We start from the raw sequence: 21,467 nt of genomic DNA on the forward strand, positions 1-21,467 counted from the left end.
GATCGAATACCACCGGGGAATCGCGTGAAACAACGTCACCTGCTGTTGGCCCTTGCCGTGAGCGCCGGCGTGCTGTCGCTGGCCGCCTGCAAGAAGGAAGCCGCCACCGACACCGCCGCACCGGCGGCACAGGCCGCGCCGGCCGAAAGCGCCGACCAGTTCGTCGCCCGGATCAATGCCGAGTTCAAGGCCATGTACCCGGAAATGACCTCGGCGCAGTGGCTGTCGTCCACCTACATCAACGACGATTCCGCGCGCGTGGCGGCCAAGGCCAACGAGCGCTGGCTGACCACGCTCAACGGCTGGATCGAACAGGCCGGCAAGTATGAAGGCCAGCCGATGAGCGAGGACACCCGGCGTGCCCTGCACCTGCTCAAGCTGATGACCGCCATGCCCGCCCCGCGCGACCCGGCCAAGCTGGCCGAGCTGGCCGCCATCGCCACCAAGCTGGAGGGCGACTACGGCGCCGGCACCTACTGCACCGGTGAAGGCGACCAGCAGAACTGCCGCCAGCTCGGCGAACTGGAACAGGTACTGGCGCGCTCGCACGACTACGACAAGCAGCTCGACGCCTGGCAGGGCTGGCACTCCACCGCCGTGGCCTCGCGCAAGCCGTACCAGCGCTTCGTCGAACTGGTCAACGAAGGCGCGCGCGAACTGGGCTATGCCGATGCCGGGCAGATGTGGCGCAGCGGCTACGACATGCCGGCCGAACAGGTCGGCCCGGAAACCGACCGCCTGTGGGAGCAGGTCAAGCCGCTGTACGAACAGCTGCACTGCTACACCCGCGCCAAGCTGGACAAGGAGTACGGCAAGGACAAGGCCGAGGTCGGCGGTGGCCTGATCGCCGCGCACCTGACCGGTAACATGTGGCAGCAGGACTGGAGCAACCTGTGGGACCAACTGCAGCCCTACCCCGGCGCCGGCAGCCTGGACATCACCGCCGCGCTCGAGAAGCAGCACCAGGGTAACCTGAGCGCGGCGCTGGCCAAGGCCGGCGCCAACGCCGACGTCGCCGCCCGCTTCAAGGCCCAGCGCGAGGCCGAGCTGGCCACCGCGCGGCAAATGACCGAGCGCGCGCAGGACTTCTACGTGTCGCTGGGCATGCCCAAGCTGCCGCCGAGCTACTGGCAGAACACCCAGTTCATCAAGCCACTGGACCGCAACGTGGTCTGCCACGCCAGCGCCTGGGACATGAACATGGGCGGCGACGGCAAGGACGTGGGCCCGGATGTGCGCACCAAGATGTGCATCACCCCCACCGAAGAGAACTTCACCACCATCTACCACGAGCTGGGCCACATCTATTACGACCTGGCCTACAACCCGCTGCCACCGCTGTTCCAGGGCGGTGCCAACGATGGCTTCCACGAAGCCATCGGCGACACCATCGTGCTGGCGATGACCCCGCAGTACCTGAACTCCATCGGCCTGGTCGACAAGCCGCAGGAAAGCCGCGAGGCCACCATCAACGCGCAGATGCGCATGGCCCTGAGCGGCGTGTCGTTCCTGCCGTTCGGGCTGATGATCGACCGCTGGCGCTGGGGCGTGTTCGACGGCTCGATCAAGCCCGAGCAGTACAACCAGAAATGGTGGGAACTGAAGGCGCAGTACCAGGGCGTGGCCCCGGCCAGCGCGCGCGGCGAGGAATTCTTCGACGCTGGCGCCAAGTACCACGTGCCGGGCAACACCCCGTATCTGCGCTACTTCCTCGCCCGTATCCTGCAATACCAGTTCTACAAGGGCCTGTGCGACGCCGCCGGTTACACCGGCCCGCTCAACCAGTGCACCTTCTACGGCAACAAGGAAGCCGGGCAGAAGTACTGGGCCATGCTCAGCAAGGGCGCCAGCCAGCCGTGGCAGGCCACCCTCAAGGAACTGACCGGCACCGAGAAACTCGACGCCGCCCCGATGCTGGAATACTTCGCCCCGCTGCAGGAATGGCTCAAGCAGCAGAACGAAGGCCAGATGTGCGGGTGGCAGGCCGGTCCCGCGCAGCCGGTGAAGCCGGCCGCGCCATGACCCTGGCATCGGTCCAGGCATGAAGACGAAGGGCGCCGGCAAGGCGCCCTTCGTTCGCATCCCCATGCATGCAGCGCATGCCAACGCGACGCTCCCTCAGACGCCCCATGACCGACTTACCCGCAAGCGGACCACCCGCCCTGCCCGCGCCCAACCCACGCCCGGGCCGTCCAGGGACACCGTGTGGCTGCTCACCGGCCTGATCGCCAGCGTGCTGGCCGCCGTGGCCATCAGCGTGATCGGCATGGTGGTCTACCCGCAGTTCGCCGACACCTTCACCGCGTTCACCCTGCGCGGCACCGACCTGCCACTGCCGACCCGGCTGGCCACGCGCTTCTACCCCGCCATCTGGCTCGCCCCGGCGCTGGTGCTACTGATCCGGCTGTGCTGGCCGGGCAAGGCCAGCCGCGCGATCGCCGCGGGGTAGCCGGACTGCTCATCCTGATCGTGGGCGTGCCGCTGGCGCTCGTTTCGGCCTACCTGCCGATGATCCAGCTCATGTCGGCGTTGTAGGCACGTCCGGGGCCCACCTCGCGCCGCCTGGGGCGGGTGCCAGGCGCAGGAAAAAAGGCCGGCAGCCCGACAGCAAAGGATCGAAGGGCAAATGCACTACAACGAAGGGCGCCGATGGCGCCCTTCGCGCATTCTGCATTCAATGCTCCCGCATACAGCGCGCATCGACGCTCCGCATTTCCCGGTTACACCCGCAGACCACGGGGTGTGATGGTTACAGCGCGATGCTTGCAGCATGAAACCGGCGCGGCATTCCCTGTGCGCCCTTTTGTCCTTCCAGGCGCATGGAATGAAAGAGAAACCACAGATTGCGTGGTGGTGGCGAAGTCGGCCATTATCCGTACTACGCCGCGTCCAGGCGGTCGAACAGGTGTCAGGTGGTTGTGGACATTTCCTCGCTCACCAATACAACGATAGAAGCGATTCACACCTTCGCTTGCGATCCCGTTCACCCCGCATGGGTAAACGAGCTCACGACGCCAATTGCAACGGCAATGGCCGTAATGCAACTTTCCGATGGACGCTTGGTACGGATCGCACCCTGCGAGGTGGAGCTGGATCCGGGCAAGTACCCATCGCTCGGCCTTGATGTCATGGAGTGTGATGCCCCCAGCCTCCAATGGCAGGCTTCCAGTGGCAGGACCTACGTCATGCAGCGCCTTCCCGCCGCCGCAGCCTTCGTTCCCTTTTCCGTACAGTCTGTGGCGGAATCAGACCCGCTTGGGGAGGGCGCTGTGAGTGAAATCGTCCTTGGCAGCCGCAGCGGCTCACGCATTGTCTTCCGCCACATCATGCCGCCAATGACACTCGGCATAGCGCTGGCGCGTCCCGGCCAAGTACCTGACAGTTAATTCAAGCCGAATCCGATTCACGGGTCCGCTTACCTTGGGCATCAAGCCTCATGAAACCAATCCTGGTTGCTGCCCTCTTGAGCCTGCCAGTCGCGTGCAGTCACCTGACGTCCAACGATACCAAGGAGATTGCGTATCAGCGCCTGTCCTCCTGCCACGACGGTCCATCGCTTGCATGGGAGACGCTGAGGTCTGCGCTAAAGGTATCTGAGCATCCCTGGGGCATATTTCTCGTCGAAGTACGTGATGAAACGCGCAACCTATTGTGGGCCGTTATTATCCAACCGTCGGGCGAGTCGGAAGTTATGCAAATGGCTATTGATGGCTGAGGGCTGCCGCCTAGCAATTTTTTCAAGCCGGTGCCATTTCGCACGGTTCAATCCAGGTGTCAGGTTGCTTTGGGAGCTTGCATGTCGTCACAGAACAATCCCTATGCGGTGGGTGAATCCGTCGTTGGCACCGAGCGCATCGTCGGCGAAGCCGCCTCCGCTGGCCGCCGTTTTCTGACGTTCATAGTCGACTTCCTCGTCATCCGCGCAACCTTCTTCGTCGGCGAAGTCGCCTACGTAGTCGTCTATGGGCCGGAGGCATACGACGCAGCAACCAGCTCGGTCTGGTCATCTGTGGCATTTGTGCTTCTGTACGTCCTCTACTACTTCGCATTGGAGTCCATCTTTGGACGCACACTTGGAAAAGTGCTCCTGGGCACGAGGGTGGTGACCGAATCTGGCACCACACCGTCGTTATCTGCGGTCCTTGTTCGAACCCTTTCCCGCCTGATCCCCCTTGAGCCCGTATCTTTTACACTCGCCGACACGTGGTGGCACGACTCGCTCAGCAAGACCAAGGTGTTGCGCGTCCGACGAGCAAGCTAGCGGTCCATCCAGGCCGAAGCCGCCTCATGGTTCGGCTTGATTCAAGCCACTCACTTCTTACCCGATCTTTCGCAATCTTCAGGAAGTCTTCGACTTGGACATACCGCGATTCTTCAACATCACGGAAAGTGCGCACCGAATCCATAATCCGTTCACGCCAGACAAGTTCGTTGCCCTTGGCGAGGCACTTCGCCTGAAGTCCGGAGAGCGCGTGCTTGATCTTGGTAGCGGCTCGGGCGAGATGTTATGCACCTGGGCACGCGACCATGGCATCGTCGGTACCGGCATCGACATGAGTTCGCTGTTCACCGCACACGCCAGACAGCGCGCCGAAGAACTCGGCGTCACCCATCAGGTCAATTTCATCCACGGCGATGCAAGCGGCTACATCTCCGACGAGAAAGCCGACGTGGCGGCTTGTGTCGGTGCCACCTGGATTGGCGGAGGCGTCGCTGGCACCATCGAGCTTCTGGCCAGGAGCCTGCGTACTGGCGGAATCATCCTGATTGGCGAGCCTTACTGGCGGCAGTTGCCGCCGACAGAAGATATCGCCAGAAAGTGCTTTGCCAGCGCAATCTCCGACTTCCTCATTCTTCCAGAGCTTCTCGCATCCTTCGGCAGGCTTGGTTACGACGTTGTTGAGATGGTTCTGGCCAATCAGGATGGCTGGGACAGATACGAGGCCGCCAAGTGGCTTACGATGCGCCGCTGGCTTGAGAAGAACCCCGACGATGAACTGGCGGATGAGATCCGCTCCAAACTCAGCACGGAGCCTGGGCGCCACGCAACCTACACGCGCGAATATCTGGGCTGGGGCGTGTTTGCGCTCATGCCAGGAATCAATCCCAGGTAGACCTAACCATTCATTGAAGCAAATGTCTTCCTCATGATGATGGTGCCTTGGATTATCGCCCCCCGGAGCTAAGCCGGCTGCTGGTCCGGTCTGCACTCGCCTGGCCAAACACCTTACCCGTGTGATCACTGGCTTCAGCACGCTCGGTGTCACGCGGCTTACCATCAACCACGCAATGCCGACGTAGCGCACAACCAGGTTTACCGGACAGCATTCTGGCCGGCGATCGGGGCCTGGCCCTGGCCCGATCTGATCTGCGGCCAAGCCGTTCCTTCATGCCGGGCGCATGGAATGCGTCGGCATGGTTCACACATCAGGCTCCACAGGGGAAATCATGCGCAACTCACTAATCGTCCTGGCGTTGCTCTGCTCATCGTGCGCATCCACCGGCCCCGAGCGCACCTCGTCACATGCATCCATCGGCCAGGAGGGAACCTCCATCCAGACCGCCGTCCCCATCAAAGCCACGAACAGCGCGGAGGGGGTTGCCGCCGAGTACGCCTGGATTGCCCGGAAGCACTCCGGCTTCAAGCGGGAGAAGCAGTCACTCCTGCTGGAAGGCAACAAGGCCTACGACCTGATCGAAATCACCACGGCGGACGGCAAGCGCATGGCCTACTATTTCGACGTCACATCCTTCTTCGGAAAGTGGTGAGGCGCCAGCCGGCGCAGCCTGGTACCCCAGCCTGCTCCAGGCACAAGGCGACGCGGGGCGCGCGCATCACCGCTCGGGCCCGCCCCCTGGCGCCGGGTGGAAAGCAACGCATCGCGCATCTCCAACGGAGGGCACCATGGGACTTCTGATCTTCAGCATGAACCTCACCCTGGACGGCTGCATCGACCACCGCGAGGGCATAGTCGACGACGAGACGCATGCCTTCTTCACCCGGCTGATGGACGAGAGCGGCGCCATGCTGTGGGGGCGTGTCACCTACGAGATGATGGAAAGCCACTGGCCGGCAGTGGCCCGCGGCGAGGTGGAGGCGCCCGCGTCGATGCGCGAGTGGGCGGTCAAACTGCAGGCCAAGCCGAAGTACGTGGTATCGGCGAAGCGAACGGATTTCTCCTGGGCGAACAGCCACCGCGTCGCCGGCGATCTGCGCACGGGCGTGCAGCAACTGAAGGACGCCACGCCGCGCGGAGTGCTCCTGGGCAGTGGCATGTTGGCGAACGCGCTGGACCGGCTGGACCTGATCGATGAGTACCGGTTCCTCGTCCACCCCAGGATCGCCGGCCATGGCCCCACCCTGTACGCGGGTGGGCTGCCCGCCTCGCGACGACTCGAACGGGTGTCGGCGCAGCCACTGCGCTGCGGCGCGGTCGCCCTGCACTACCGTCGCGCATGCTGAGCCGGGACCTGACCGTGGCGGCTCGACGCCCATTGCCATCGCGCCCCCTTCGCGGCCCGGCCCGGTGCTGACGGCAGGCATCCCATGCGCAAGGCACAGTTCGCCGCCGTTTTCTCCCTCGCATTCTTCGCGCTTGCAGGCGGGTGCCTGATTCTTGCGGGGCACGGATTCACCACGTCGAGCAAGCGCGGCCATTGGTCGGTCTTCGTACCCGCCCCACAGGCCTATGTGATGGCGGCCATCATGTTCGTGCTGTCATTGCTGGGCGTGGTCTGGCTGCTGCAGCAGGCACGCGCCCCGCACCGGGTGTGGCTGATGGCCGCGGCCGGGTATGCCGGCACTGCCTTCCTGCTGACCAGGGCATGGGCGCACTGGCTTCACTGATTGCCGTCCGCGCGTGCGCCCGTTGCCTGGATGACGAACGCGATCATCGCCGTGGATGTCCGCCAACGGGCGGCGCTTTGCGTGCGAGTGCCCACACCCGGGGTGTGCAGCTTGGCGCCCGCCGGAAACACGTCCAGCCGTGGGCCATCGCCCATGCCTGGGCAACGCCGTGCCGATATTTCCCAACCCGCTGGGCTCGTCAACGCTGATACCCGGGACAGGCCAAACCTGAGTCGTTCCAGCACCTGTGCCAACGCCGGCAGCTTCCGCAGCGCGACGTGGCGCGCGGGTATCCGGCGGCTCCCGGAGAAGGAACGGGTTACGCGTCGTGGCGATCCCCATGCCGCGGTCGCGGGCTTTGCCGTGTGACGCAACAGAGGGCCGGCGCTGGCACGCAATGCCCGGGCATCTGCTGCCGGGCTCCGGTGTGCGCCGGCCCGCGCGACCGCCCGGCCCGGTTGGCGTTAGTCTGCCCCGACCACTCGCCCTTCAACTGCCCACATGTCCACCCGCCCCCGAACCACCTGCACCGGCAGCTGCCACTGCGGCGCCGTCCGCTTCGAGATCACCAGCGACTTTCCCGAGCTGACGACCTGCGACTGCTCCATCTGCCGCCGCAAGAACGCGTTGATGGTGAAGGTGCACGAAAGCGACTTCCGCCTGCTCGCGGGCCAGGAGCAGCTGTCGGCGTATCAATTCCACACCTTCACCGCCACGCACTACTTCTGCCGGACCTGTGGCATCTACCCGTTCCATCGCAAGCGCGTCACCCCGGACCACTACGGCATCAACGTGTTCTGCCTGGAGGATTTCGACCCGGCCGGCATCCCGGTGCGGGCCACGGTGGGCGCCGGCATGGCATAGCCCGGCCAGCCCACCGCCGCGCGCTGCCGGTGGAAACAACAAGGGCGCCACCCGGCGCCCTTGTCCGTTCACCCGCATCAACAACTCAATGCGTGGCCACGGCGTCCTTCGCGCCGAGGCCCAGCTCCGTGGCCAGGTTGCGCTTCCAGGTGTCGAAGTCGATGCCCTGCTCCGCCACCTCGGCATGCGCGGCGTCCTTCAGCGCGTCGGAGTACATCAGCCGCACCGGGGTGCCGCTGCGTTCGTGCAGCTCGGCAGCCTGCATGATCAGCGCCAGCACGCGGGCGGCGCTGGAGGTTTCGCCGGCGATCCTGCCGTCCATGCCCAGCACCCACTCGCCGTCGCGGCGGACGATGCCGGCCAGCAGGGTGCGCTGCTGGTCGCGCAGTTCGGCGTGCGGTTCCACCGCGGGCTTCGGCGCCGGGTTGGCCGCGGCCTGGTTGCGCTCGCGCTCGGCCAGCTTCTTCTTCGCCTCGCGGCGGCCCTTGGAATGGATGGACATGGTGGCAGCTTCCGGTGGCGGCCATGCTGGCCGGTAGGGGGAGAATGACGCAGTCGGGGTGAGGCGGGAATGGAGGCCGGCTAGACGTGCATGTGCGGGCCGGCCAGGTGGCGCTCGCGGCGGTGTTCCCAGTACCAGAACGCGAAGCCCAGCAGCATGAATCCGGCCATGCCCAGTGCCAGGTGCAGCGGCCTGCCGCTGAGCAGCGGCGACACCACGCCGGCCACCAGGGTGCTGATCATCAGCTGCACGAAGGCCTGCAGCGACGAGGCCAGGCCGCGCTGCTGCGGGTACATGTCCAGCACCGCCAGCGCCAGCACCGGGAAGATCAGCGCCATGCCCAGCCCGCCCAGGAAGATGGGCAGCACCGCCCATGGCAGCTGCAGCTGCACCACCGAGGCGGCGTAGGCGATGTTCAGCGCCGCCGACAGCGCACAGCAGGCGAAGCCGATGCTGATTTGCCGCACCGGCACGGTACGCCCGGCCATGCGCCCGGACAGGAATGCGCCGGTGGTCATGCCGCCGATGGTGGGAATGAACAACCAGGCAAAGCCGCCCTCGCCCAGGCGCAGGTGCTGCATCACGAACACCGGCGCCGAGGAGATGTACAGGAAAATGCCGCCGAAGTTGACGCTGCCAGCCAGCGCCAGGCGCAGGAAGCGCGGGTTGAAGCCGATGCGCAGGTAGTCGCGCAGCAGGCCGCGCGGCGACAGCGGCGTGCGCGCCGCGGCCGGGTGCGTTTCCGGCAGCCAGCGCGCGGTAGCGGCGACCAGCAGCAGCGAAAAAACCACCAGGAACCAGAAGATCAGCGGCCAGTCGCCACCGCCGAGCAGGATCCAGCCGCCGATGATCGGGGCGATGGCCGGGGCGATGCCGAAGATCATCGACACCTGGCTCATCAGCCGCTGCGCGTCCGGGCCGTGGTACAGGTCGCGGATCACCGCGCGGCCGACGATCATGCCGACGCCGGCGCAAACGCCCTGCAGCGCGCGGAACACCAGCAGCGTGCCCAAGTGGGTGGACAGCGCGCAGCCGACCGAGGCGGCGGTGAACAGCACCAGCCCGCCCAGGATCACCCGCTTGCGCCCCCAGGCATCGGACAGCGGGCCGTGCGCCAGGCTCATCAGGCCGTAGAACAGCAGGTAGACGCTGATGGTCTGCTGCACCGCCACCTCGTCCACCGCCAGCTCCCGCGCCAGCAGCGGGAATGCCGGGAAGATGGTGTCGATGGAAAACGGCCCGAACATGGACAGCCCGGCGAGCAGCAGGGCCAGGCGGCGGGTGGACGGCGAAGCGGTGGTCATGGGGTATCCAGCGGGGCGTGCGCGGCGACGCACGACGGGCGCCGGCCCTGTGCGGGCGGCGCCTGGGAACAACGGGAAGCCGCACATGATAGGCCCGCCGCCGCCGCGACGCCACGCGCACCGGTGCCCGGCACGCGCCGGCGGCGTGGCCCGTTCAGCCGGGCGACCGCGCCGGCCGCCCGGGGCAACGGCTATAATCGGCGCGCTACACGGTGGGAGAAGCGGTTCATCGCTGCCGAAGGCGCAAACGCCCGCAATCGCTCAGGCCCGATACCACCTGCGTCAAAACTCTGGAGAGACCGGTTCAATCCGGCGCCGAAGGTGCACGAGGCGCGCGACCCGCAGGTCGCGCCTTCCAAACTCTCAGGCAAAAGGACAGAGGGGCACGAGGCGAGCCACCGGCTTGCCGGCCGTGGTGCCGCGTGCGCGGAACCGCTGCCGGAGGGCATGCGGCCGCCGCCCCAGCCCCGCACGCCACCTCCGGACGTCCGTCATGCACCAGAACACGCCTTCGCTGCGCGAACTCGAACACGCCTCCGCCTTCGTCGACCGCCATATCGGCCCCAACGATGCCGAAATCGCGCAGATGCTGCGCGTGGTCGGCCATGACTCGCTCGACGCGCTGACCGACGCCATCGTCCCCGGCGCAATCAAGTCGCCCGCCCCGCTGGCCCTGCCCGAGTCGCTGACCGAAGTGCAGGCGCTGGCCAGGATCCGCGCCATCGCCAGCAGGAACAAGGTGCTGCGCAGCTTCATCGGCCAGGGCTATTACGGCACCCATACGCCGAACGTGATCCTGCGCAACATCCTCGAGAACCCGGCCTGGTACACCGCCTACACCCCGTACCAGGCGGAAATTTCGCAGGGCCGCATGGAAGCGCTGATCAACTTCCAGCAGATGGTCGCCGACCTGACCGGCATGGAGATCGCCAACGCCTCGCTGCTGGACGAAGCCACCGCCGCGGCTGAAGCCATGACCCTGGCCAAGCGTTCGGCCAAGTCCAAGTCGGACGTGTTCTTCGTGCATGACGCGGTGCACCCGCAGACCCTGGAGCTGCTGCGCACCCGCGCCGAGCCGATGGGCATCACCCTGCGCGTGGGCACCCCGGCCGAAGCGCTGGACGCCGACTGCTTCGGCGTGCTGCTGCAGTACCCGGACACCTTCGGCCACATCGGCGACCACAAGGCGCTGGTCGAGGCCGTGCATGCCCGCCAGGGCCTGGTGGCGGTGGCCACCGACCTGCTGGCACTGACCCTGATCACCGCCCCCGGCGAATGGGGCGCGGACATCGTGGTCGGCAACAGCCAGCGCTTCGGCGTGCCGTTCGGCTTCGGCGGCCCGCACGCCGCGTTCATGGCCTGCCGCGACGCCTACAAGCGCTCCATGCCGGGCCGCCTGATCGGCGTGTCGGTCGACGCCGAAGGCAAGCCGGCCTACCGCCTGACCCTGCAGACCCGCGAGCAGCACATCCGCCGCGAGAAGGCCACCTCCAACATCTGCACCGCGCAGGTGCTGCTGGCGGTGATGGCCTCGATGTACGCCGTCTACCACGGCCCGGAAGGCCTGACCCGCATCGCCCGCCGCACCCACCGCCTGGCCACCCTCCTGGCCGCGGCGCTGCGCGGCAACGGCGTGGACGTGGGCGAACACTTCTTCGACACCCTGCACGTGCGCAACGTCGACGCCGCCGCGCTGCAGGCCAAGGCCGTGGCCGCCGGCTACAACCTGCGCGTGATCGACAGCGCGGCGGTGGGCATCAGCCTGGACGAAACCGCCACCCGCGAGGACATCGTCGCGCTGGGCGCGCTGTTCGGCGCCCGCGTCGACGTGGACGCGCTGGACGCGGCCACCGCCGACGCGCTGCCGGCCGGCATGGTGCGCCAGTCCGCGTTCCTGACCCACCCGGTGTTCAACACCCACCACAGCGAGCACGAACTGCTGCGCTACCTGCGTTCGCTGGCCGACAAGGACCTGGCGATGGACCGCACGATGATCCCGCTGGGCTCGTGCACCATGAAGCTCAACGCCACCGCCGAGATGATCCCGGTGACCTGGCCGGAGTTCGCCAACATCCACCCGCTGGCCCCGGCCGACCAGGCCCAGGGCTACAAGGAACTGATCGACGGGTTGGAAGCGATGCTGGTGGAATGCACCGGCTACGACGCGGTGAGCCTGCAGCCGAACTCCGGCGCGCAGGGCGAATACGCCGGCCTGCTGGCGATCCGCGCCTACCACGCCTCGCGCGGCGAGGGCCACCGCGACATCTGCCTGATCCCGGATTCGGCGCACGGCACCAACCCGGCCTCGGCGCAGATGTGCGGCATGAAGGTGGTGGTCACCAAGACCGACGCCAACGGCAACGTCGACGTCGAGGACATCCGCGCCAACGCCGAGAAGTACAGCGACCGCCTGGCCGCGATCATGATGACCTACCCGTCCACGCACGGCGTGTTCGAGGAAGAGGTGGTGGAGATCTGCCAGATCATCCACCAGCACGGCGGCCAGGTGTACACCGACGGCGCCAACATGAACGCCCTGGTCGGCGTGGCCAAGCCCGGCAAGTGGGGCTCGGACGTATCGCACCTGAACCTGCACAAGACCTTCTGCATCCCGCACGGCGGCGGCGGCCCGGGCGTGGGCCCGTGCGCGGTCAAGTCGCACCTGGCGCCGTTCCTGCCGGGCGCGCTGGTCGCCGACGGCCTGCGCACCCAGGGCGTGGGCAACGGCGCCATGGTCTCGGCCGCCACCTTCGGCAGCGCCTCGATCCTGCCGATCAGCTGGATGTACATCGCAATGATGGGCGCGGCCGGCCTGCGCAAGGCCACCCAGGTCGCGCTGCTCAACGCCAACTACATCGCCAGGCGCCTGGCCCCGCACTACAAGACCCTGTACACCGGCCGCAACGGGCTGGTGGCGCACGAGTGCATCCTCGACGTGCGGCCGCTGGAGAAGACCTCCGGCATCGGCGCCGAGGACGTGGCCAAGCGCCTGATCGACTTCGGCTTCCACGCCCCGACCCTGAGCTTCCCGGTGGCCGGCACGCTGATGGTCGAGCCGACCGAAAGCGAATCGCAGTACGAACTGGACCGCTTCATCGACGCGATGATCCAGATCCGCGAGGAAATCCGCGCGATCGAGGACGGCCGCCTGGACCGCGAGGACAACCCGCTCAAGCACGCCCCGCACACCGCCACCGCGGTGTCGGCCAGCCAGTGGACCCACGCCTACCCGCGCGAGCTGGCGGCGTTCCCGCTGCCGTCGCTCAAGCAGTCCAAGTACTGGCCGCCGGTGGCGCGCGTGGACAACGTCTACGGCGACAAGAACATCATGTGCGCCTGCATCCCGGTGGATGCTTACAAGGAAGACGTCGAGGCCTGACCGGGCCGCGACACCAGGTAAAGGCAACGGCCCGCGCAAGCGGGCCGTTCGCTTTGCGTGCGTACTTCCGACGGGCACATGCGGCGCGCGCCTACGGCCGGCGCACCCGGTAGTCCGCTTGTCCACCCCGCCACCAAGTGATAACGTTCGTTATAACAAGCGGCGGAGTCCCACCATGAAGCTCAAGATCACCAGCATCGGCAACTCGTCCGGCATCATCCTGCCCAAGGAACTGCTTGCACGCCTGCGCCTGGAAAAAGGCGACGAGCTGCATGCGCTGGAAACGCCCGACGGCATCCGCCTGACCGTATTCGACCCGGAGCTTGCCGCACAGATGGAGGTGGCCGAGGCGATCATGCGCGAAGACCGCCAGGTGCTGCACAAGCTGGCGCAGTGAGGCGGCCATGATCCGCTGGATCAGCAAGCCACTGGCACTGGCCATCCACGACCGCCAGCTCGCCGAACATGGCGGCGGCAGCGGCGTGCGCGACGACGCCCTGCTCGACTCCGCGCTCGCGCGCGCGCAGCAGCTGCACGCCTATGGCGAGCCACCGCCGGACCTGGCCGATCTTGCCGCCAGCCTGGCCTACGGCCTGGCGCGCAACCATCCGTTCGTCGATGGCAACAAGCGCACCGCGCATGTCTGCTACCGCGTGTTCATCGCCCTCAACGACGGCCAGCTGACCGCGACCGATGAAGAGAAGTACATCGCCATGCTGGGCCTGGCCGAAGGCGCCACCAGCGAAGCCGAGTTCGCCGCCTGGCTGCGCCCGCGCATCCGCATCGACGCCGGCGGCCACGTGCAGGAACCGCGCGCGGGCTGCGCCGGCTGAAGCGCGGCACCGCCGCCGCGCACCGGCCCATCACCGGCCCCAGCAACCGCTCTTCTTCAACCCGGCATCGGCTTGTGGCGTGCGCCCCACGCGCAGCCCGCCTCTTTGCCCGCATAGCCGCAGGCTGGATTCCCGCACCGCAGCGCCGCGCCGGACGTCACTCCGGCGCGGCGGTTTCCTGCTGCCGCGCCGCGATCATCGCCCGGTACTGGCGCGGGGCCATGCCCACCTCGGCCTTGAACTTGCGGGTGAACGCGCTCTGGTCGGTAAAGCCGCAGGCCTGGCCGATGCTGGCCACGCTGTCCTGCCCGTGCAGCAGGTGCAGGGCAATCTGGATGCGCAGGCGCGTGAGCACCTGCTGCGGCGTCATCTGGAACACCTTGCGGAAACTGCGCTCCAGCTTGCTCAGCGAGAACCCGGTGATGTCCAGCAGGGTCTGCATGCGCACGTTTTCGGCGTAGTGCGTGTTGAGGTAATCCAGCGCCAGCCGCAGCGGCTCGTACTGCGATTCCAGCCCGCCGCGCTGGCCCAGGTCGCGCGAAATGCCAATCAGCCCCACCACCCTGCCGTTCTCCACGATGGGCCGCTTGCAGGTCAGGCACCAGCCCGGCTGGCGGTTGGCGAACAGCTGCAGCTCCATCACGTTCTCGATCACCTCGCCGCCCAGCACGCGCGCGTCCTGGGCCACGTAGGCCTCGCTCATGCCCGCCGGGTACAGCTCGTCGGCGCGCTTGCCGATGACCTCGCCGCGCGACTTCACCCCCAGCCGCTGCATCATCGTCTTGTTGACGTGCGTATAGCGGCCCTGCACGTCCTTGGCGAAGAACAGCACGCTGGGAATGGCGTCGAACAGGGCTTCGATCTCGGCGGGGTCGATACGCATCAAGCATGGGTCCGGCAGCGGAGCAGTCCCCGCATTCTAGCCAAGCCCCCGCCAGCGCCGGGCACGGGCCGGCATAACACACCGGCAACGGCCGCTTCACCTTCTCCCCGCACCGCCCGGCCTATACCTGCAGGCCCACACCCACGGGAGTACCGCCATGACCCAGGGCGACAAATCCAGCTACACCGACAAGCAGAAGCGCCAGGCCGCGCACATCGAAAAGAGCGAAAAAGCCCGCGGCGCCAGCACCCGAACCGCCGAACGCATCGCCTGGGCCACGGTCAACAAGCACGATGGCGGTGGCAAGAAATCCGGCAGCGGGCGCAAGCACCACACCAGCCACTGAACGCGCCACTGCGGGCCGGCCCTGTGCAGCCATGCGGCAGCGGGCACGTAGTGGCCCTGCCCCGCGGGCCGTGGCCGGGCAGCCCGGCTCAGCGCGTCGCTGGCGTCGCCGCTGGTGCCGCAGGCGGTGCCGCCACCGCGGCGCCGCGCGCTCCCCTGGGCGCGGCCTGCACCTGCCGCACCGAGGTAATGGGCACCGCTTCGGCGCGGCGCTGCGCCGGCCACCACAAATAGACAAAGGCGCTGCTGGTACCCAGCAACCGCGCCTGGCCCGGCCGCGGCGCGGCGTCGCCGATCATATGCACCTGTACCGGCGTGCCGCGGCCCTTCTCGCGCACCAGTTCGCCCTTGGTCTGCATGTACACCGCCGAGCCCATCAGCATGAACGACGCCACCACCAGGCTCACCCCGGTGATGGGGTGGATGCCAATGCCGTCCCAGGTCATGATCCGCGCCTGCGGAAACGCCATGCGCGCCCACCAGCGCCGCCGGCGCAGGTCGGCCACGTAGTCCGGGTAACGGCGGCGCAGCGCCTCCGGCCAGCTCACCAATACCGCCAGCAGCACGCCGATGGCGAAGATCAGCACACTGCCCGGGTCGCGCAGGCCCGCCACCAGGTAATCGCTGGCCTGCAGGTAATCGGCAATGGTGATGCCGAAGCCGTGGTAGAACCACGCGCTCGACCACAGCCCCAGGAACCCCACCAGCACATACGCCGCTGAAAACATCAGCGCCGGCTCGCGGCACCCGCGCCGCCACAGGTTCAGCACCCACGATTCATCGCCCGTGCCCACATCGGGAATCGGCGACCAGTTCATCGGCGTGGCGGGCGGCGCGCCGCCTGGCGCCGCCTGTTTGTCGTCGTGCTCTGCGTGCGTCATGCGCTCCCCCTTGTGCTGCGGCAGCATCGCCTATTTGCCCCGCCCGAGGGAAGCGACGCCGGTCCCCGACACGCAGGCGCGCGCGACGCCCTGCTCGCCGGCATCCACGCCAGCGGCTGGTACACCTACTTCGACCACATCAACGCCGCCAGCGACGAAGGCGGCTTCGCAACGCACCTGCAGCAACTGGCCGCGGCCTGAGCCCACGCCGGCGCATGGCCGTTGGCCGTGCGCCCCGCGTGCTGCGCCCCCTCAGTGCAGGGAATCGCCGTATGCCAGCTCCGCCTCCGCCCGCACCGGGTCCCGCGACACCCTTGCCGGCAGCGCACGCGGCACCGCATACACCGCCCGCGCCTCCTCCACCCGCAAGCGCGCATCCGCGCCCGCCACCAGCCGCTGCGTTTCCACCGCATCCAGCACACCGCGCACGGCCGCCGCCGCATCGAACACCGCACGCCCCATCGACGGCAGCGTGCCGCGCGCCCACCCGGCGGCATCGCCGGTGGCCAGCACATCGCCCTGCGCGGCCAGCGTGCGTACCCAGCCATCCAGCGCATCCACCTGCGCCAGCGTGACGCCGAAGGCGTAGCCCTGCGCCTGATCCGCGGCATCGCGCGCGGGCGCGTCCACCTGCGTCGCCGGCCACGACACCTCATCCAGCACCAGGTCCACCTGGTCGCCCAGCAGCTCCAGGCAAAACGCCACCTCGGCCAGGCGCACCTCGCCCGCCGGCTCGCCCACCGCACCCGCCAGCGGCTGCATCAACCGCAGCAGGAACTTGATGTGGTCGCTCAGCCGCACCAGCCGCTGCTGGCTGTCTTCGGGCAGGTAGTAGCCCGGCCGCTCATCGTCCAACGTGTGCTTTGCCATCGTTGCCGCCTCCTTCCATGAAGTGGCCGCCCGCCACGAACGGCGGACGGGAAGTCGGGAGGCTCGAAACCGCAGACAGCCGGCGGGCTTATTTCCCCGAAGGGTGTTGTATTCACCGCCCTCCCGACGCAAGCATCGCGTCGGTTGCGCCTGCAAAGCATGCAGGCACAAAAAACCCACCGGTTTGTCGGAGGTGGGTACCGCTGTCTGCGGAGTTTCGAGGCTCCGTGCAGCAAGACTGCTACTGAAACTCCGGCGAGTCAAGGCGAAGCACGGACAGAATCGCTTAGCCGATAAACGGTCGCAAGCGTCGGAGTGCCGCGCCGTTCAGTACCAAATTGCCGCATCCAATCCAGTGGCGTCAGGTATCACCTCGGCCGGCAGTGAACAGGCCACGCCATCCCGAATCCGCTCCGCAGTCCACAACGCCGCCAGCGCATCGAGAACATCGTCTGCTTTGGCCTCACGCCGCGGAACAGCGCTCAGCAAATCCGCAATCGCCGCTTCACCAAATGCAGCAGCAAGCAGCGCGCTTCTGGCCGCGATGCCTGTAGACGTGCGCTTACTGGCAACAAGACCCTGCCCCGCACCACCAGCCAGCGCCGCGAACGAAACCTCTGGATGCACCTCGCGCACCATGCGGCGCACCTGTGGGTTGCTGTGCAGCAACTCGTCCCACTCGCGGATCTTGGACAGGATCGCAAAGGACTGCGCACCGAAACCTCGACCATCAATTTCCCGATGACGCTGAGAGGCCTCTGGTTGGTTCTTCGCATCCAAGATGCCCCGCACCGGCGTCGAAAAAATGCTACAGGCGCGTCGACCGCCGACGAAAGACCGGGCAAGAGCATCCGCCAAGCGCCCGCCGCTGTCAGACAGGCCTATGGGAATATCCACCGCGATTACTCCGGCCTGTTGATGCGCATGAACCAGCGCACGCGCATCACCATGGACTTGCCACGCCAACTCGCGCTGCATTCTCCAGACAGCGATCCAGCCAGAACTAGCGCCATCCACCCCGACGCATTCCCCCATTCGCTGTTCCATACCCCTCCCGATTCGCCCACATGCTCTTCTATACTGCGATGACGGTCACAGGCAAGGAGCCAAAGTGGATGGGGGAACTCCAACAACTGCAGGCCCACTTGCGTAGCTTTGCGAAGGAGAGGGACTGGACGCTCCGATATATGCAAAGCTACTCCTACGAACAACTACAACTAAGCTGACTTAGAATGTTTGAAACACGCACCTACGATGATCCACTCGTTCTCCCGCCTGCAATTCGGGCACGCTGGGAATTCCTTGAAACCAGCTCTGCTGCCGCGGTTTTGCGCTCCGTCTGCCCTGGCGAATGGACTGACATCCTCGATGTACTAGAGAACTTCCATCTTGATCCAGCGCAGTGGCTAAAAAGGGGTGGAAATCGAGGAGACATTGCAAAAATTATCGACGACATGTTCGCCCAGCGAGGCTGGCGCGAGATCAGAGTCGATTTGCACACTCAGGGCATCCTCTACACCAAAGACGGGAAAGAAGCAGGACGGCTACCTACCGTAGAGCAAGAAGGCTACCTAGTAGATAACTTCAAGGGACGCGTAGCCCTTGATGTAGAGTGGAATGCAAAAGACGGCAACCTAGACCGCGACTTATCCGCGTATAGGGCGTGGCATGAAGCCGGCGTTATCTCTGCAGCCGTTCTTATCACCCAAGATCGATTGAGCCTCAAAAACCTCGCAACCGCGTTGTGGAATGAGCATCAAGAAACTCTTCCTGAAGCAGAGCGCAACCCCAAATTGCCAATCGATCTGAACACCTCGACCACAACCAACTTAGAAAAAGCAGCACTGCGTGTCCGCCGCGGAGTGATGGGCACATGCCCTCTCTTAGTTGTCGCGGCCACCCAAGCTACTTGGAACGGACAACCTTACGCATAGGCGGGACATCTAATTGCCCTCCACGGTATGTCGTCCACGTGGACGCATTGGAGTCTCCACGGCAGCCAGAAGCGCACGGACGCGCTGAATGGAATAGCCCGTTGCCGCGGCCAACTCCCTCACACTTTCGCCTTTTAGATAGCGATCGCGGAGTTTACGACCTATCGCCTCTGCACGATCATGTTCGATATGTTCATTCGGCTTCAGCTGAGGAAGAATCGGACCTCCCGCATAACCCTTGTGCACTACGCCGCGCGGAGTGATGTCATCGGCGGCTTCGTTCCCCCAGAGAGTCCATCCTGGTCGGCCATGGCGAGCAAACATTTCTAAGCGAGGGCCTGGCGAGCACGATTCAATAAGCTCGTATTGTTCATCAGGCTTGCGGGAATGCTCTCTCTTACGAGTCTCAATCATATTGACCTGAGAGCGTCCAGGCGGAAGAGTTCGCATAGAACCACGCACGCCGAACAGCAACAACTCGGTCACATTTCGAAAATAGAAGCCTACGCCTCGGCCGTCCGGGCCGCCATCCATACGACGCTTCGCCCACACGATATTACTTACATATCGGAACCCCCATGCTTCCATGACTGCTAAGCCGTCGACCAGCAACGCATTGGGCACCCAAAGATACAGATGCGCGTCACGCGCCACCACGTCTCTTACTGGCAGTCCCTTGATTGCGTCCAGCGACATCGTTGAATAGCGGTCAAGCCGTCGATGCTCGGGCGCAACCTTCCCAGTGCGATTGGCAAATCGCCAAGGCGGATCGGCGAGAACAGTGGCAAAACCGCCAACCACTTTGGGCAGCGGCGCGGGAGCTTCTTCGGGGCGTAGAGGGGTACTAGACATTGGAACATCTTACACTGATATAGATCTTTTAAAAGATCTTTATTGATGAGAGACAGCCGATCAGGAGCCTTCAGGCCTGACCCCTAAACGGGCTTCAACGCTAAACGAAAAGAGTCGCATTGAATGAGATCGCGCGCGCTCCTTTTTAGGAGAGAACGAAAGTAAGCAGTTCATGAAGAAGCCCCGCTTTCGCGGGGCTTCTCATCGAGCGGGCCGCACCGACCTAAGTCAGCAAACCGCCTCAACCCCACGGATCCTGCAACACCATGGTGTGGTCGCGGTCCGGGCCGGTGGAGACGATGCTGATCGGGCAGCCGGCCAGTTCTTCCAGCGCGCGCAGGTAGGCGCGGGCGGCGGGCGGCAGCTGGTCCCACTCGGTGATGCCGTGGGTGTTCTCGCTCCAGCCCGGGAATTCCAAGTACACCGGGGTGCACTCTTCCCAGCCCTGCGCGTCCAGCGGGGCGTATTCGGTGCGCTTGCCGCGGTACTCGTACGCAATGCACACCTTGAGCTTTTCCATGCCGTCCAGCACGTCCAGCTTGGTGATGCACAGGCCGGTGATGCCGTTGATGGCCACGGCGCGCTTGAGCGCGACGATGTCCATCCAGCCGCAGCGGCGCGGGCGGCCGGTGGAGGCACCGTATTCGGCGCCGCGGTCGCGGATGCCCTGGCCGATTTCGTCGTCCAGTTCGGTCGGGAACGGGCCGCCGCCCACGCGGGTGGCGTAGGCCTTGGCGATGCCCAGCACGTAGTCGATGGCGTCGGCGCCCACGCCGGCGCCCGCCAGCGCGCCGCCCACGGTGGTGTTGGAGCTGGTGACGTACGGGTAGGTGCCGTGGTCGATGTCCAGCAGCGCGCCCTGCGCGCCTTCGAACAGCACGCGCTTGCCCTGCTTGCGCAGGTCATGGCAGATGCCGGCCACGTCAGACTTCATCGGCTCGACGTATTCGCCGAACGCCAGCGCTTCGGCGTAGACGCTGTCGAAGTCCACCGGCTCCACGCCCAGGTACTGGGTGAGCACGAAGTTGTGGTAATCCAGCGCGGTGCGCAGCTTTTCGGCCAGCTGTTCCGGGTAGTGCAGGTCGGCGATGCGGATGCCGCGGCGCGCCACCTTGTCTTCATAGGCCGGGCCAATGCCGCGGCCGGTGGTGCCGATGGCCTTGCCACCGGCGGCCTTTTCGCGCGCCTGGTCCAGGGCAATGTGATACGGCATGATCAGCGGCGCGGCCGGGGAAATCTTCAGGCGCGAGCGCACTTCCACGCCGGCCGTTTCCAGTTCTTCGATTTCCTTGCGCAGCGCGGCCGGGGAAATCACCACGCCATTGCCGATCAGGCACAGCGCGTCGTCGCGCAGGATGCCGGACGGAATCAGGTGCAGGACGGTCTTCTTGCCGTTGATGACCAGGGTGTGGCCGGCGTTGTGGCCGCCCTGGAAACGCACGACGGCACCGATTTCCTCGGTGAGCAGATCGACGATCTTGCCCTTGCCTTCATCGCCCCACTGGGCGCCGAGAACAACAACTGATTGACCCATGGCGGGTGAACTCCTGAGTTGGCTGCGGCCATCGGGGCCGCGGACGGGACCGCGCGGGGCCGGCGGGCCTGCCGGGGTGGCGCTCCATCGGGGAGTGCCGGGCAAACGCCAGGGCCTTACACGGAAAAAGCCGAACGGGAGTGCCCCGGCCGGCTTTTCTGGATTATCCGGGTTTTGCCTGACGGCTACCACCCCCGCCGGCCCCGGCCGGGGCGGGCGGCCGGCCGCGGTTCAGTGGCGCAGCCACCACAGCGCGGCCAGGCCGATGGCCAGCAGCACCGCGCCGGACTGGCGCAGGGCCGCGGCGGGCAGTTCCAGCAGGCGCGCGGCCATGCGCTTCCACGCCAGCGGCGCGGCGAACAGGAACAGGCCTTCGAGGACGGCGACCAGGCAGAGCGCGGAGAAGAGGTCTTGCATGGGGATGGCGAGGCGGGGGAAC

The 21,467-nt window shown here is 66.1% G+C and carries 23 protein-coding genes and 1 riboswitch; of the genes, 14 read left to right on the forward strand and 9 right to left on the reverse strand.

Annotated elements, in window-relative coordinates:
• Positions 1–24: 24 nt before the first annotated feature.
• The 8 genes from B1L07_11145 to B1L07_11180 all read left to right on the forward strand — a co-directional run bounded on the left by B1L07_11145 (position 25) and on the right by B1L07_11180 (position 7,711).
• Positions 25–2,022, forward strand: coding sequence for a peptidase M20 (locus B1L07_11145; protein AUZ55543.1), 1,998 nt, complete (start codon positions 25–27; stop codon positions 2,020–2,022).
• Between the two features lie 181 nt (positions 2,023–2,203).
• Entirely contained in the window at positions 2,204–2,449 is a 246-nt protein-coding gene (locus tag B1L07_11150) for a hypothetical protein (protein AUZ55544.1), read from the forward strand.
• Between the two features lie 1,374 nt (positions 2,450–3,823).
• Complete coding sequence (locus tag B1L07_11155; protein AUZ55545.1) at positions 3,824–4,261, forward strand: hypothetical protein; 438 nt, start codon at positions 3,824–3,826, stop codon at positions 4,259–4,261.
• A 94-nt stretch (positions 4,262–4,355) separates the two neighbouring features.
• Entirely contained in the window at positions 4,356–5,114 is a 759-nt protein-coding gene (locus B1L07_11160) for an SAM-dependent methyltransferase (GenBank protein AUZ55546.1), read from the forward strand.
• Between the two features lie 361 nt (positions 5,115–5,475).
• Entirely contained in the window at positions 5,476–5,769 is a 294-nt protein-coding gene (locus B1L07_11165; protein AUZ55547.1) for a hypothetical protein, read from the forward strand.
• A 136-nt stretch (positions 5,770–5,905) separates the two neighbouring features.
• Positions 5,906–6,463, forward strand: coding sequence for a deaminase (locus B1L07_11170; protein ID AUZ55548.1), 558 nt, complete (start codon positions 5,906–5,908; stop codon positions 6,461–6,463).
• A gap of 84 nt (positions 6,464–6,547) precedes the next feature.
• A complete protein-coding gene (locus B1L07_11175) occupies positions 6,548–6,847 on the forward strand; it encodes a hypothetical protein (protein ID AUZ55549.1) in 300 nt (99 codons plus the stop codon).
• A 501-nt stretch (positions 6,848–7,348) separates the two neighbouring features.
• A complete protein-coding gene (locus B1L07_11180; protein ID AUZ55550.1) occupies positions 7,349–7,711 on the forward strand; it encodes an aldehyde-activating protein in 363 nt (120 codons plus the stop codon).
• Positions 7,712–7,796: 85 nt separating this feature from the next.
• On the opposite strand, the gene B1L07_11185 is transcribed toward B1L07_11180, so the two are convergent.
• Together B1L07_11185 and B1L07_11190 are read right to left on the reverse strand one after the other, a co-directional pair.
• Positions 7,797–8,213 (reverse strand): hypothetical protein, encoded by a 417-nt coding sequence (locus B1L07_11185; GenBank protein AUZ55551.1) that lies wholly within the window; start codon positions 8,211–8,213, stop codon positions 7,797–7,799.
• A gap of 80 nt (positions 8,214–8,293) precedes the next feature.
• Positions 8,294–9,517 (reverse strand): Bcr/CflA family drug resistance efflux transporter, encoded by a 1,224-nt coding sequence (locus tag B1L07_11190; protein AUZ55552.1) that lies wholly within the window; start codon positions 9,515–9,517, stop codon positions 8,294–8,296.
• 280 nt (positions 9,518–9,797) lie between these two features.
• Positions 9,798–9,906, forward strand: a riboswitch (glycine riboswitch).
• A gap of 104 nt (positions 9,907–10,010) precedes the next feature.
• On the opposite strand from B1L07_11190, the gene B1L07_11195 reads away from it, so the two are divergent.
• The 3 genes from B1L07_11195 (at position 10,011) to B1L07_11205 (ending at position 13,729) form a co-directional block, all read left to right on the forward strand.
• Complete coding sequence (locus tag B1L07_11195) at positions 10,011–12,896, forward strand: glycine dehydrogenase (aminomethyl-transferring) (protein ID AUZ55553.1); 2,886 nt, start codon at positions 10,011–10,013, stop codon at positions 12,894–12,896.
• Between the two features lie 175 nt (positions 12,897–13,071).
• Positions 13,072–13,293, forward strand: a complete 222-nt coding sequence (locus B1L07_11200) for a transcriptional regulator (protein AUZ55554.1) — start codon at positions 13,072–13,074, stop codon at positions 13,291–13,293.
• 7 nt (positions 13,294–13,300) lie between these two features.
• Positions 13,301–13,729 (forward strand): death-on-curing protein, encoded by a 429-nt coding sequence (locus tag B1L07_11205; protein ID AUZ55555.1) that lies wholly within the window; start codon positions 13,301–13,303, stop codon positions 13,727–13,729.
• Positions 13,730–13,886: 157 nt separating this feature from the next.
• On the opposite strand, the gene B1L07_11210 is transcribed toward B1L07_11205, so the two are convergent.
• Complete coding sequence (locus B1L07_11210; GenBank protein ID AUZ55556.1) at positions 13,887–14,612, reverse strand: AraC family transcriptional regulator; 726 nt, start codon at positions 14,610–14,612, stop codon at positions 13,887–13,889.
• 157 nt (positions 14,613–14,769) lie between these two features.
• Here B1L07_11210 and B1L07_11215 point away from each other — a divergent pair, with 157 nt between their 5' ends.
• Positions 14,770–14,958: a hypothetical protein gene (locus B1L07_11215; GenBank protein AUZ55557.1), complete on the forward strand. Its 189-nt coding sequence runs from the start codon at positions 14,770–14,772 to the stop codon at positions 14,956–14,958.
• Between the two features lie 88 nt (positions 14,959–15,046).
• On the opposite strand, the gene B1L07_11220 is transcribed toward B1L07_11215, so the two are convergent.
• A complete protein-coding gene (locus tag B1L07_11220; protein AUZ55558.1) occupies positions 15,047–15,865 on the reverse strand; it encodes a hypothetical protein in 819 nt (272 codons plus the stop codon).
• Between B1L07_11220 and B1L07_11225 the strand changes: the two genes are divergently transcribed.
• On the forward strand, positions 15,851–16,039 hold the full coding sequence (locus B1L07_11225; GenBank protein AUZ55559.1) for a hypothetical protein: 189 nt from the start codon (positions 15,851–15,853) through the stop codon (positions 16,037–16,039). The genes B1L07_11220 and B1L07_11225 overlap by 15 nt on opposite strands.
• Before the next feature lie 51 nt (positions 16,040–16,090).
• Here the strand turns inward: B1L07_11225 and B1L07_11230 are convergent, their stop codons facing one another.
• Together B1L07_11230 and B1L07_11235 are read right to left on the reverse strand one after the other, a co-directional pair.
• Positions 16,091–16,693, reverse strand: a complete 603-nt coding sequence (locus B1L07_11230) for a hypothetical protein (protein ID AUZ55560.1) — start codon at positions 16,691–16,693, stop codon at positions 16,091–16,093.
• A gap of 342 nt (positions 16,694–17,035) precedes the next feature.
• Entirely contained in the window at positions 17,036–17,755 is a 720-nt protein-coding gene (locus tag B1L07_11235) for a hypothetical protein (protein AUZ55561.1), read from the reverse strand.
• 185 nt (positions 17,756–17,940) lie between these two features.
• Here B1L07_11235 and B1L07_11240 point away from each other — a divergent pair, with 185 nt between their 5' ends.
• Positions 17,941–18,642: a restriction endonuclease gene (locus tag B1L07_11240; GenBank protein AUZ55562.1), complete on the forward strand. Its 702-nt coding sequence runs from the start codon at positions 17,941–17,943 to the stop codon at positions 18,640–18,642.
• A 9-nt stretch (positions 18,643–18,651) separates the two neighbouring features.
• Here B1L07_11240 and B1L07_11245 read toward each other — a convergent pair whose 3' ends face one another.
• The 3 genes from B1L07_11245 to B1L07_11255 form a co-directional block, all read right to left on the reverse strand.
• Positions 18,652–19,494, reverse strand: a complete 843-nt coding sequence (locus tag B1L07_11245; GenBank protein AUZ55563.1) for a DNA methyltransferase — start codon at positions 19,492–19,494, stop codon at positions 18,652–18,654.
• A 241-nt stretch (positions 19,495–19,735) separates the two neighbouring features.
• Complete coding sequence (locus tag B1L07_11250; protein ID AUZ55564.1) at positions 19,736–21,028, reverse strand: adenylosuccinate synthase; 1,293 nt, start codon at positions 21,026–21,028, stop codon at positions 19,736–19,738.
• 231 nt (positions 21,029–21,259) lie between these two features.
• Positions 21,260–21,445: a hypothetical protein gene (locus B1L07_11255; GenBank protein AUZ55565.1), complete on the reverse strand. Its 186-nt coding sequence runs from the start codon at positions 21,443–21,445 to the stop codon at positions 21,260–21,262.
• Positions 21,446–21,467: the final 22 nt, after the last annotated feature.

The sequence above is a fragment of the Stenotrophomonas acidaminiphila genome (assembly GCA_002951995.1).
GTDB classification, from domain to species: Bacteria; Pseudomonadota; Gammaproteobacteria; order Xanthomonadales; family Xanthomonadaceae; genus Stenotrophomonas; species Stenotrophomonas acidaminiphila_A.

Excerpts from the sequence above, each read along its gene's own strand:
- B1L07_11200 (AUZ55554.1), top strand. The coding sequence starts at position 13,072 with ATGAAGCTCAAGATCACCAGCATCGGCAACTCGTCCGGCATCATCCTG.
- B1L07_11245 (AUZ55563.1), bottom strand. The coding sequence starts at position 19,494 with ATGTCTAGTACCCCTCTACGCCCCGAAGAAGCTCCCGCGCCGCTGCCC.
- B1L07_11250 (AUZ55564.1), bottom strand. The coding sequence starts at position 21,028 with ATGGGTCAATCAGTTGTTGTTCTCGGCGCCCAGTGGGGCGATGAAGGC.
- B1L07_11195 (AUZ55553.1), top strand. The coding sequence starts at position 10,011 with ATGCACCAGAACACGCCTTCGCTGCGCGAACTCGAACACGCCTCCGCC.
- B1L07_11235 (AUZ55561.1), bottom strand. The coding sequence starts at position 17,755 with ATGGAACAGCGAATGGGGGAATGCGTCGGGGTGGATGGCGCTAGTTCT.
- B1L07_11170 (AUZ55548.1), top strand. The coding sequence starts at position 5,906 with ATGGGACTTCTGATCTTCAGCATGAACCTCACCCTGGACGGCTGCATC.
- B1L07_11185 (AUZ55551.1), bottom strand. The coding sequence starts at position 8,213 with ATGTCCATCCATTCCAAGGGCCGCCGCGAGGCGAAGAAGAAGCTGGCC.
- B1L07_11175 (AUZ55549.1), top strand. The coding sequence starts at position 6,548 with ATGCGCAAGGCACAGTTCGCCGCCGTTTTCTCCCTCGCATTCTTCGCG.
- B1L07_11210 (AUZ55556.1), bottom strand. The coding sequence starts at position 14,612 with ATGCGTATCGACCCCGCCGAGATCGAAGCCCTGTTCGACGCCATTCCC.
- B1L07_11240 (AUZ55562.1), top strand. The coding sequence starts at position 17,941 with ATGTTTGAAACACGCACCTACGATGATCCACTCGTTCTCCCGCCTGCA.
- B1L07_11190 (AUZ55552.1), bottom strand. The coding sequence starts at position 9,517 with ATGACCACCGCTTCGCCGTCCACCCGCCGCCTGGCCCTGCTGCTCGCC.
- B1L07_11205 (AUZ55555.1), top strand. The coding sequence starts at position 13,301 with ATGATCCGCTGGATCAGCAAGCCACTGGCACTGGCCATCCACGACCGC.
- B1L07_11180 (AUZ55550.1), top strand. The coding sequence starts at position 7,349 with ATGTCCACCCGCCCCCGAACCACCTGCACCGGCAGCTGCCACTGCGGC.
- B1L07_11255 (AUZ55565.1), bottom strand. The coding sequence starts at position 21,445 with ATGCAAGACCTCTTCTCCGCGCTCTGCCTGGTCGCCGTCCTCGAAGGC.
- B1L07_11215 (AUZ55557.1), top strand. The coding sequence starts at position 14,770 with ATGACCCAGGGCGACAAATCCAGCTACACCGACAAGCAGAAGCGCCAG.
- B1L07_11220 (AUZ55558.1), bottom strand. The coding sequence starts at position 15,865 with ATGCTGCCGCAGCACAAGGGGGAGCGCATGACGCACGCAGAGCACGAC.